The organism is Mycolicibacterium palauense (assembly GCF_002592005.1).
Classification (GTDB): Bacteria; Actinomycetota; Actinomycetes; order Mycobacteriales; family Mycobacteriaceae; genus Mycobacterium; species Mycobacterium palauense.
Genome location: NZ_NVQF01000020.1, coordinates 68,050 through 78,650, shown reverse-complemented (window position 1 = coordinate 78,650; position 10,601 = coordinate 68,050). Strand labels below are relative to the sequence as shown.

Annotated in this window: 11 protein-coding genes and 1 pseudogene; 3 read left to right on the top strand and 9 right to left on the bottom strand. The window is 68.5% G+C overall.

What is annotated here, in order from left to right:
• From CSR00_RS10805 to CSR00_RS10775, 7 genes and pseudogenes are all read right to left on the bottom strand, one after another.
• Positions 1 to 284 (bottom strand): annotated as a pseudogene (locus CSR00_RS10805) (hypothetical protein); the annotation flags it as partial.
• Between the two features lie 200 nt (positions 285 to 484).
• Positions 485 to 1,657, bottom strand: a complete 1,173-nt coding sequence (locus tag CSR00_RS10800; RefSeq protein WP_099022395.1) for a 17-hydroxy-3-oxo-4-pregnene-20-carboxyl-CoA lyase — start codon at positions 1,655 to 1,657, stop codon at positions 485 to 487.
• Positions 1,658 to 2,059: a MaoC family dehydratase gene (locus tag CSR00_RS10795; RefSeq protein WP_099022406.1), complete on the bottom strand. Its 402-nt coding sequence runs from the start codon at positions 2,057 to 2,059 to the stop codon at positions 1,658 to 1,660.
• A complete protein-coding gene (locus tag CSR00_RS10790) occupies positions 2,056 to 3,018 on the bottom strand; it encodes a bifunctional MaoC family dehydratase N-terminal/OB-fold nucleic acid binding domain-containing protein (protein ID WP_099022394.1) in 963 nt (320 codons plus the stop codon). The genes CSR00_RS10795 and CSR00_RS10790 overlap by 4 nt, the downstream gene beginning before the upstream one ends.
• Positions 3,015 to 4,178: an acyl-CoA dehydrogenase FadE29 gene (gene fadE29, locus CSR00_RS10785; protein ID WP_099022393.1), complete on the bottom strand. Its 1,164-nt coding sequence runs from the start codon at positions 4,176 to 4,178 to the stop codon at positions 3,015 to 3,017. The genes CSR00_RS10790 and fadE29 overlap by 4 nt, the downstream gene beginning before the upstream one ends.
• The gene (locus CSR00_RS10780) at positions 4,178 to 5,182 is read right to left on the bottom strand and encodes an acyl-CoA dehydrogenase family protein (protein ID WP_099022392.1); all 1,005 of its coding nucleotides are present in this window, start codon (positions 5,180 to 5,182) and stop codon (positions 4,178 to 4,180) included. The genes fadE29 and CSR00_RS10780 overlap by 1 nt, the downstream gene beginning before the upstream one ends.
• A gap of 45 nt (positions 5,183 to 5,227) precedes the next feature.
• Entirely contained in the window at positions 5,228 to 6,478 is a 1,251-nt protein-coding gene (locus tag CSR00_RS10775; protein ID WP_099022391.1) for a cytochrome P450, read from the bottom strand.
• A gap of 167 nt (positions 6,479 to 6,645) precedes the next feature.
• Here CSR00_RS10775 and CSR00_RS10770 point away from each other — a divergent pair, with 167 nt between their 5' ends.
• Genes CSR00_RS10770 through CSR00_RS10760 form a run of 3 tightly spaced genes read left to right on the top strand, consistent with a single transcriptional unit; the run spans position 6,646 to position 8,718 of the window.
• Entirely contained in the window at positions 6,646 to 7,821 is a 1,176-nt protein-coding gene (locus tag CSR00_RS10770) for a steroid 3-ketoacyl-CoA thiolase (protein ID WP_099022390.1), read from the top strand.
• On the top strand, positions 7,821 to 8,234 hold the full coding sequence (locus CSR00_RS10765; RefSeq protein WP_176561997.1) for a DUF8021 domain-containing protein: 414 nt from the start codon (positions 7,821 to 7,823) through the stop codon (positions 8,232 to 8,234). Before CSR00_RS10770 ends, CSR00_RS10765 begins: the two co-directional genes overlap by 1 nt.
• A gap of 10 nt (positions 8,235 to 8,244) precedes the next feature.
• A complete protein-coding gene (locus CSR00_RS10760) occupies positions 8,245 to 8,718 on the top strand; it encodes a nitroreductase family deazaflavin-dependent oxidoreductase (protein ID WP_099022404.1) in 474 nt (157 codons plus the stop codon).
• A 22-nt stretch (positions 8,719 to 8,740) separates the two neighbouring features.
• On the opposite strand, the gene CSR00_RS10755 is transcribed toward CSR00_RS10760, so the two are convergent.
• Both CSR00_RS10755 and CSR00_RS10750 read right to left on the bottom strand, forming a co-directional pair.
• A complete protein-coding gene (locus tag CSR00_RS10755; RefSeq protein ID WP_099022389.1) occupies positions 8,741 to 9,658 on the bottom strand; it encodes an SDR family oxidoreductase in 918 nt (305 codons plus the stop codon).
• A gap of 50 nt (positions 9,659 to 9,708) precedes the next feature.
• The gene (locus CSR00_RS10750; protein ID WP_099022403.1) at positions 9,709 to 10,482 is read right to left on the bottom strand and encodes an SDR family oxidoreductase; all 774 of its coding nucleotides are present in this window, start codon (positions 10,480 to 10,482) and stop codon (positions 9,709 to 9,711) included.
• Positions 10,483 to 10,601 lie beyond the last annotated feature (119 nt).

The window sequence follows — 10,601 nt, the reverse complement described above, 5'->3', positions numbered from 1 at the left end:
GTTGGGAAGGGGGCCGGGGCCGGTGGCGGCCGCTCGAAACGCGGGGGGCCGCCCGCGGCCGGGTCGGCGGCGGTGGGCCGGCCGGTCCAGGGGAATCCGGCGAACGGGATGTCCAGCGGCTCGGTGTCGGCGTCCGGGTCGCCCACAGTCGGTGCCGACTCGACCGGCCCCGACTCGACCGGCACAGTCGGCCCCGACGGCGTCGCGGCGGGGTCATTCGGCGACGGGTCGTCCCCGGCACTCTCGGCGGTCTCGGTGGCGTCCTCGGAAGGGTCGGAACTCACCCGCGCACCTCGAGCTGCCTCGCGGTCACTAACCCACCCCCGTCGTCGGCCCGGCACGGCAATCGGTTCTGAGGGTAGTAGCCGAGGGCCGCGAAACCCGGCACCACCACCCTCGGTCCCGACCCACGGTGCCTACCTCAGCGCCGACTCAGTGCCGACTCGGTGCCGACTCAGCGCTGGCACGGCGCCGGCGGGCCCGGTCAGCCCAGGATCAGACCGGACGTGGGCACTCCGGTGCCCGCGGTGACCAGGACGTGTTCGACGTCGTCGACCTGGTTCACCGAGGTGCCGCGCAGCTGGCGTACCCCCTCGGCGATGCCGTTCATGCCGTGGATGTAGGCCTCGCCGAGCTGACCGCCGTGGGTGTTGATCGGGAGCCGTCCGCCGATCTCCACCGCGCCGTCGGCGATGAAGTCTTTGGCCTCGCCCTTGCCGCAGAATCCCAGCTCCTCCAACTGGATCAGGGTGAACGGCGTGAAATGGTCGTAGAGGACGGCGGTCTGGATGTCGGCCGGCGTCAGATTCGACTGCTCCCACAGTTGGCGGCCCACCAGACCCATCTCCGGCAGCCCGTCCAGTTCCGGGCGGTAGTAGCTGACCATCGTGTACTGGTCCGGGCTGGAGCCCTGGGCGGCGGCCTCGATGACCGCCGGGCGGTGCCGGAGATCGCGGGCCCGCTCGGGTGAGGTCACCACGATCGCGACCGCGCCGTCGGTCTCCTGGCAGCAGTCCAGCAGCCGCAGCGGCTCCGCGATCCACCGGGAGTTCTGGTGGTCCGCGATGGTGATCGGCTTCTCGTAGAAGTAGGCGTTCGGATTCTTTGCGGCGTGGCGGCGGTCGGCCACCGAGATCGCCCCGAAGTCGCGACTGGTGGCGCCGGACAGGTGCATGTAGCGCTTGGCGATCATTGCCACCTGCGCCGCCGGTGTCGAGAGCCCGTGTGGGTAGGAGAACGAGTTGTCCGCGCCGGTCGAGTCGGCCTCGGCGGCCGCGTTACCGGCCAGCCGCGTCTGCACCTGACCGAACCGCATTCCCGAACGTTCGTTGAACGCCCGGTAGGCCACCACACAATCGGCGACGCCGGTAGCGACCGCGATCGCCGCCTGCTGGACGGTGGCGCACGCCGCGCCGCCGCCGTAGTGGATCTTGGAGAAGAACTTCAGGTCCCCGATCCCGGCGGCGCGGGCGACGGCCACCTCGGTGTTGGTGTCCATGGTGAAGGTGGTCAGGCCGTCGACGTCGGCCGGGGTCAGCCCCGCGTCGTCGAGAGCGTCGAGCACCGCTTCCGCGGCCAGCCGAAGTTCACTGCGCCCGGAGTTCTTGGAGAACTCGGTGGCGCCGATACCGACGATGGCCGCCTTGCCGGAGAGCATTCAGTTACCGCCCATCGTCAGGGTCGCGGTGCCGATCACGTGATCGCCCAGGCTGTTGCTGCCGGTGACCTTGACGGTGACCAGCGGGCCGTCGACCGCGGTCACCTCACCGGTGAAAGTCGTTGTGTCATAGGCGTACCAGGGGACACCGAGACGCAGCTTGATCGACTTGACCAGGGCCGCGGGGCCGGCCCAGTCGGTCAGGTAGCGCTGCACCAGGCCGGTGTCGGTGAGGATGTTGACGAAGATGTCCTTGGACCCCTTGGCCTGCGCCTTGTCCCGGTCGTGGTGGACGTCCTGATAGTCGCGGGTGGCGATGGCCGTGGACACGATGAACGTCGGATCGCCGTAGAGCTTGAGTTCGGGCAGACGGGTGCCCACCGAGACCGTCGCCGCGCTCATTCGGCCGGCTCCCACGCGTAGAGCGTCCAGGCCGGCCCGGCATCGGAGTCCGGGAAGTCGATATAGGTTGCGCGAACGGGCATTCCGATCTCCACGGTGGCAGGGTCGACGTTGCGGAGCTCCCCGAGCATGCGCACCCCCTCGTCGAGTTCGATGAGGGCGATCACGAAGGGCAGGGTGCGGCCGGGCACCTTCGGTGCGTGGTGCACCACGAAGCTGAACACGGTGCCCGCACCGGAGGCGACCACGTACTCGGTGGGGGCTTCCTTGTCCGCCCACACCGCCGGCACCGGGGGATGCTGCAGCGTGCCGTCCGGGCGTTTCTGGATCCGCAGTTCGTGGGCGGCGACCCCGTCCCAGAAGAACTGGGTGTCGCGCGAGGTGGCCGGGCGCATCATCAGATCGGGGTCGAGGTCCTCAGGGACCGCCGTTGCCGGCGCGCCGTTGTCCGCCGGCCTGAACTTCATGATGCGCCACATCATCTCGGCGACCGGGTTCGTGTCGTCGTCTCCGCAGTACCAGCTCATCCGCTGGTTGATGAAGTAGCCCTCGCCCAGCGCGGTCTGCTTGGGGCCGACGACGTCGGTGAGTTCCGCGCTGATGCTGACCTCGTCCCCGGGCCGCAGGTAGCGGTGGTAGGTCTGCTCGCAGTTGGTGGCGACCACGCCGACGTAGCCGGCCTCGTCGAACAATTCGATGATCTTGCCGAGCGGATCGTCGTCGGGGCGCACGCCCCCGAGGCCCATCATCGTCCACACCTGGATCATCGCCGGCGGGGCGACGATGCCGGGGTGTCCGGCGGCCCTGGCGGCGTCGTCGTCGACGTAGATCGGGTTGCGGTCTCCGATCGCGTCGACCCAGTGGTGGATCATCGGCAGGTTCACCGGGTCTCGACCTGCGCGGGGCTTGCTGCGGCCCGCCGCCTTGACCTGTTCCACGGCCGCCTGGATGTCGCTCATCGGATCACCCGGGGCACGTTCAGTCCCGACGCCGCGATCATCTCCCGCATCACCTCGTTGACACCGCCGCCGAAGGTGATCACCAGGTTGCGTTTGGCCACCTTGTCCAGCCAGTCCAGTAGCTCACCGGTGTCCGCGTCGGCCGGGTTGCCGTACTTGCCGACGATCTCCTCGGCCAGCCGGCCTACCTCCTGGATGCGTTCGGTCGAGAACACCTTGGTGGCCGCGGCGTCGGCGACGGCGATGGTCTCACCGGATGCGGCGACCTGCCAGTTGAGCAGCTCGTTGATCCGCCAGATCGACTTGATCTGACCCAGAAGGCGTTTGACATCGTCGTGTTCGATCGGGGTGACACCGTCGGAGCCGGGTTTGGAGGCCCAGGTGTGGACGTGGTCGTAGATTCCGGCGACCCGGCCCGCCGGCCCCAGGCCGACGCGCTCGTGGTTGAGCTGGGTGGTGATCAGCTTCCAGCCGCCGTTCTCCTGACCGACCAGCATGTCGGCGGGGACCCGCACGTCGTTGTAGTAGGAGGCGTTGGTGTGATGGGCGCCGTCGGACAGGATGATCGGCGTCCACGAGTAGCCCGGGTCCTTGGTGTCCACGATCAGGATCGAAATCCCTTTGTGCTTAGGGGCATCCGGGTCGGTCCGGCAGGCCAGCCAGATGTAGTCGGCGTCGTGGGCTCCGGTGGTCCACATCTTCTGGCCGTTGACGACGTACTCGTCACCGTGGCGAACCGCGGTGGTGCGCAGCGAGGCCAGATCGGTGCCGGCGTCGGGCTCGGAATAGCCGATGGCGAAATGGACGTCGCCGGAAAGGATGCCGGGCAGGAACTTCCTCTTCTGTTCCTCGGTGCCGTACACCTGCAGGGTGGGCCCGACGGTCTGCAGCGTCACCAATGGCAGCGGGACGTCGGCGCGGTTGGCCTCGTTGACGAAGATCTGCTGCTCCACCGGGCCGAAGCCCAGCCCGCCGTACTCCTTGGGCCAGCCCACCCCCAGCTTGCCGTCGGAGCCCATCCGCTTGATGACCGCGCGATAGGCCTCGTTGTGCCGGTCGGTCTGCATCGCCTCGGCCTCTTCGGGCGTGATGAGGTTCGAGAAGTACTGCCGCAGTTCGGCTTGCAGCTGACGCTGCTCCGGGGTCAGATCGATGAACATTACGCTCCCACCAACTCGAGGCGATGCGACGGCCCGCCCAGCAGCCGGGTCAGGTCCTTGATCGAAGAGTAGTAACGGTCCATCGGGTAGGTGATGTCCATACCCATACCGCCGTGCAGGTGATGACACGTACGCATCGCCGGTGGAGCCTGGGAGGTCAGCCAGTACCCGAGCAGCGCCAGGTCGTCGTCGGCGTCGAGGCCCTCCGAGAGCAGCCACACCACCGAGCCGGCCGCCAGCGAGATGGTGCGCGAGGCGATGTAGACCTCCGAAAGCTGAGCGGCCACGGTCTGAAACGTCGACAGCGGGCGGCCGAACTGTTCGCGGGTGGCCACGTAGTCGGCGGTCAGCCGCAGGGCGCCGGCCACCAGGCCGGCCGCGTAGGCGCCGACGGCGGCCAGCACCAGTTGATTGACCCGGTGTGCGGAGGCGCCGGCGAGGATGTCCGCATCGGCCACCGGGGTGGACTCGAAGGTCACCACGAACTCGTCGGATCCGTTGGAGGTCGGCGTCCTGGTCAGCGTCACGCCCTCGGCCTGCGGCGAGACCACCACGATCCCGGTGTCGGCGGTGACGACCATCCACTGCGCCTGATCCGCATACGGGACACCGATCTTGGTGCCCGACAACCGTCCCGACGTCAGCGCGGTGGCCGGCTTCTCCGGAAGCGTGGTCCCGGGCTCGTTGAGCGCGGCGGTCAGCACCCCGCCGGTGGCCACCGAGGACAGGTAGCGGTCCTGCTGTTCGGCGGAGGCGAGATCCAGCAGCGGCACCAGGCCCAGCCCCAGAGTGGCCAGCGCGGGTCCGGCCGTGCCGTGGCGGCCGATCTCGGTCAGCGCGGTGGTCAGTTCGGGCAGCCCCAGCCCGTCACCGCCGAGCCGCTCGGGAACCCCGAAGGCGGTCACACCGCCGTCGACGAGCGCCTGCCAGCTGTTGTCGCGGCCCAGCGCCGAGGTGACGACGTCGGCCACGGCCTGCTGCTGCGGGTCAGGACTGAAATCCACCCGAATCCTCCTTGATCCGATTTGGTGTGTTCCGCCGTACGTCGATCAGCTGCCGACGGGGCACTTCCCGGTGTAGTCCACCTGCCAGTGCTTGATTCCGTTGAGCCATCCCGACCGTAGCCGCTCCGGATCGCCGATGGGTGCCAGGTCGGGCATCTGGTCGGCCACGGCGTTGAAGATCAGGTTGATCGTCATGCGTGCCAGGTTGGCACCGATGCAGTAGTGCGCGCCGGTGCCGCCGAAGCCCACGTGCGGGTTGGGATCGCGAAGGATGTCGAAGCTGTGCGGGTTCTCGAAGACCTCTTCGTCGAAGTTGGCGGAACGGTAGGACATCACCACCCGCTCGCCCTTCTTGATCTTCACCCCGCCCAACTCGGTGTCCTCGTTGGCGGTGCGCTGGAAGGCCGAAACCGGTGTGGCCCAACGCACGATCTCGTCGGCGGCGGTCTCCGGGCGTTCATTCTTGTACAGCTCCCACTGCTCGGGGTTGTTGGCCATGGCGATCATGCCGTGGGTGATCGAGTTGCGGGTGGTCTCGTTGCCGGCCACCGCGAGCATGATGACGAAGAACCCGAACTCGTCGTCGGTGAGCTTCTCGCCCTCGATATCGGCCTGGACCAGCTTGGTGACGATGTCCTCACCCGGGTTCTTGGCCCGGTCGTCGGCCATCTTCATCGCGTAGGTGATCAGTTCGAAGGAGGACATCGCCGGGTCGATGTCGGCGTACTCCGGGTCCTCTCCGCCGGTCATCTCGTTGGACCAGCGGAAGAGCTTGTCGCGGTCCTCCTGCGGGACACCGAGCAGCCCGGCGATCGCCTGCAGCGGCAGCTCGCAGGAAACCTGTTCGACGAAGTCGCCCGAGCCCTCCGAGGCGGCCTTCTCGACGATCGCCTGCGCGCGCGTACGGAGCTCGTCCTCGAGGCGGCCGATGGCGCGGGGGGTGAACCCGCGGGAGATGATCTTGCGCAGCCGGGTGTGGTGCGGAGCGTCCATGTTCAGCAGCACATTGCGCTGCAGGTCGATCGACTCGCGGGTCATCTCCTGCGGCCAGACCGGGATCGCGCCGTTCATCCAGCTGGAGAAGACGTCGCTGCGCGTGGAGACCTCCTTGACGTCCTTGTGCCGGGTCACCAGCCAGTAGCCGTTGTCACCGAACCCGCCGGTGCCACCGGGGACGTCGACCCAGTGGACGGGCTCGGCCTTGCGCAGCTCGGCGAGCTGCTCGACCGGTAGCGCCTTGAGGTTCACGTCGGGGTCGAGGAAATCGAAATCGCTGGGGATGTTGGGGCAGGCCATGTGTTACTCCTCATGTCCGGGCAGGCGTTCAACGATGGCGGAAACGACCTTCGAACAACTCAGTCTAGTTCCGATTGTGCCCATTGAAACACGGCTGCGCCGCAGATCAAAGGCAGTGAGGCATCCGCCCTTGTCAGAGTAATGAAACGTGTTCTAGCCTTCCTTCTATGGGTAATCCTGTCATCGTCGAAGCCACCCGCAGCCCGATCGGTAAGCGCAATGGCTGGTTGTCCGGCCTGCACGCCACCGAACTGCTGGGAGCCGTGCAGAAGGCCCTGGTCGACAAGGCCGGGCTCGATACCGGCTTCGAAGCGGGCATGGTCGAACAGGTGATCGGCGGCTGCGTCACCCAGTACGGGGAGCAGTCCAACAACGTCACCCGGGTGGCCTGGCTGACCGCGGGCCTGCCCGAGGAGGTCGGCGCCACCACGGTCGACTGCCAGTGCGGCAGCGCCCAGCAGGCCAACCACCTCGTCGCCGGGCTGATCGCCACCGGCGCCATCGATGTCGGCATCGCCTGCGGAATCGAGGCGATGAGCCGGGTGGGGCTGGGGGCCAACGCCGGACCCGACCGGTCCAAGATCCGGGCGGCCTCGTGGGACATCGACATGCCCGACCAGTTCAGCGCCGCCGAGCGGATCGCCGCGCGGCGCGGCATCACCCGCGCCGACCTGGACGCGTTCGGGCTGGCCTCGCAGCAGAAGGCCAGGCGGGCCTGGGACGAGGGGCGCTTCGACCGGGAGATCTCCCCGATCGAGGCCCCGGTGCTCGACGAGAACAAGCAGCCGACCGCCGAGCGGCACATGGTCGGCCGCGACCAGGGCCTGCGCGACACCACCCTGGAGGGGCTAGCGGCGCTGAACCCGGTGATGGAGGGCGCCATGCACACCGCCGGAACCTCGTCGCAGATCTCCGACGGCGCCGCCGCGGTGCTGTGGATGGACGAGGACAAGGCGCGTGCGCTGGGACTGCGGCCGCGCGCCCGGATCATCAGCCAGGCCCTCGTGGGCGCGGAGACCTACTACCACCTCGACGGGCCCGTCCAGTCCACCGCCAAGGTGCTGGAGAAGGCCGGGATGAAGATCGGCGATATCGACCTGGTCGAGATCAACGAGGCCTTCGCCTCGGTGGTGCTGTCGTGGGCGAGGGTGCACGAGCCCGACATGGACCGGGTCAACGTCAACGGCGGCGCGATCGCGCTGGGCCACCCGGTGGGCTCCACCGGCGCACGGCTGATCACCACCGCCCTGCACGAGATGGAACGCACCGACAAGAGCACCGCGCTCATCACCATGTGCGCCGGCGGCGCGCTGTCGACCGGAACGATCATCGAGCGCATCTAGTGGCCCCGCCGACCGGGTCCGAACCGGGACCGATCTCCGATGCCGACCGCATCGCCGCGGCGCGGGCCTATATCGACGCCCTGGTCAGCCACCACGCCGACGATGTGCCGTTCGCCCCGGACTGCACCCGCACCGAGGTGGGGATCAAGACCGGCTTCTCCGGAGAACACCTGCGCCGCAGCCTCAACCGGGGGCCGCAGTACCGGGTGATCGCCTCCGCCACCACCCCGGAGTTCACCGTCGACGGTGACACCGTGCGCGCACGGTTCGACCTGTCCACCAAACCGAGCGTGGCCGGCCGCCGGGTGGGCGCGCATGTCGACGAGACGTTCCACATCCGGTGCTCCGCCGCGACCGGGCGCGCGGAGATCGCGCATATCCGGGCCGCCATCCGCCCGTTCCTGACTCGATAAGGTGCACGCCATGGCCACACCGCCCAAGGGGCTCAACTCCAAGCAGGCCGGCGACATCATCAAGTGGATGTCGAAGTTCAACACCTGGGCCTACAAGGCCAGCGGCGGCCGGCTGGGCGCCAAGTGGCGCGGCGGGTCGAACCGGTTCTCGGCGCCGCCGCCGGTGGGCATCCTGACCACAATCGGGCGCAAATCCGGTGAGCCACGGGATAGTCCGCTGCTGTTCCTGCGCGAGGGCGACCGCGTGGTGCTGGTCGCCTCGCAGGGTGGTCGCGCCGCCAACCCGATGTGGTACCTGAATCTCAAGGCCAACCCGGCGGTGACCTTCCAGATCAAGAACGAGGTGCTCAAGCTCAACGCCCGCGACGCCACCGAGGCCGAACGCGGGCAGTACTGGCCGAAACTGGACGCGATGTACCCGGAGTTCGCCAACTACCGGGAGTGGACCGACCGGGAGATCCCGGTCGTCATCTGCGACCCGTAGGGCTCTGGCCGCACCGCCCGTATCAGGCGCCGTAGACCGGAACCGGCGGACGGGCCTTGGCCAGCAGGTCGGCCACCACCGGGCCCAGCTCGGCGGGGTCCCAACGCGCGCCCTTGTCGATCTGCGGGCCGTGTGCCCACCCCTCGGCGACCCGGATGCTGCCACCCTCGACCTCGAACACCTTGCCGGTGACCTGCCGGGACTGCTCGCTGCCCAGCCACACCACCAGCGGTGAGATGTTCTCCGGGGCCATCGAATCGAAATCCTTGTCCTGGGTGGCCATCATGTCGGCGAAGACGGTCTCGGTCATGCGGGTCCGCGCCGACGGGGCGATGGCGTTCACGGTGACGCCGTAGCGTCCCATCTCCGCGGAGGCGACCAGCGTCATCGCGGCGATCCCGGCCTTGGCCGCACTGTAGTTGGCCTGCCCCACGCTGCCCTGCAGACCGGCACCCGAACTGGTGTTGATGATGCGGGCGTTCAACGTATCCGGTCCGGCCTCACCGCTTTTGACCTTGGCACGCCAGTACGCCGCCGCGTGCCGCATGGTGGCGAAGTGCCCCTTGAGGTGCACGGCGATCACCGCGTCGAACTCCTCCTCGCTGGTGTTGGCGAACATCCGGTCCCGCACGATGCCGGCGTTGTTGACCAGGACGTCGAGCCCACCGAAGGTGTCCACGGCAGCCCCGATCAGCGCCGCGGCCTGATCCCAGTCGGCGACGTTGGAGCCGTTGGCCACGGCCTCGCCTCCGGCGGCGGTGATCTCGTCGACCACGCTCTGCGCGGCGCTGCCCCCGCCGGCCGGGGATCCGTCGAGTCCCACCCCGATGTCGTTGACCACCACCCGCGCACCCTCGGCGGCGAACGCCAGGGCGTGCGCGCGGCCGATGCCGCCGCCCGATCCGGTGACGATGACTACGCGGCCGTCGAGAAGACCCATTGCTGTGCTGCTCCTTGTTGTCGCTTATCTGTTGGCGTTATCAGTTGGCACTATTTGTTGGCACTGGAGGCGTCCAGATACGGCGGCGGCTCCCCGCCGCCGTGCACCTCGAGGCTCGCACCGCTGACATACGAGGCCAGGTCCGAGGACAGAAACGCTGCAGCCCAACCGATGTCAGCCGGTTTGGCCAGCCTGGCCAGCGGGACGGTGGCGGCGACCGCGGCCACCGAGGCGGCGTCGCCGTAGAACAGTTCGGACTGCTCGGTCTCGACCATCCCCACCACCACGGTGTTGACGCGCACCTTCGGCGCCCACTCGACGGCCAGCGTCGAGGTCAGGTTCTCGATACCGGCCTTGGCCGCGCCGTAGGCAGCGGTGCCCGGGGTGGGCCGCCGCCCGCTGACGCTGGAGATGTTGACGATCGCCCCGCCGTGGGCCTGCCGCTGCATCACGGCGTTCGCATGTTGGGAGACCTGCAGCGGTCCGATCAGGTTGAGCTCGATGATCTTCCGGCTGAAATTCGCCGAGGCCTCGGCGGCGGCCACATAGGGGGAGCCGCCGGCGTTGTTGACCACTACGTCCAGTCGCCCGTGGGTGGCGACCACCGTGTCGACCAGGGCACGCACCGAGTCGTCGTCGCGGACGTCACAGGAGTGGAACTCGTAGGGCAGGCCCTCCACCGGCCGGCGCGCGCACGTGACGACCGTGGCGCCCTGCGCGGCGAACACCGCGCTGATCCCGGCGCCGACCCCGCGCACGCCGCCGGTCACCAGCACCACCCGTCCGTGCAGGCCCAGATTGATCGGCCCCCCGCAGGCCGGCACCGCGGTGGCGGTGCCGGGGGAAGCGCTGTCAGCCGCATCGGTCACTGTGCTAGCGTACCAAGCAAGTGCTTGCTTAGGTTCTGCACCCCCGGAAGTCGTTGGTTCTGCACCCCCGGAAG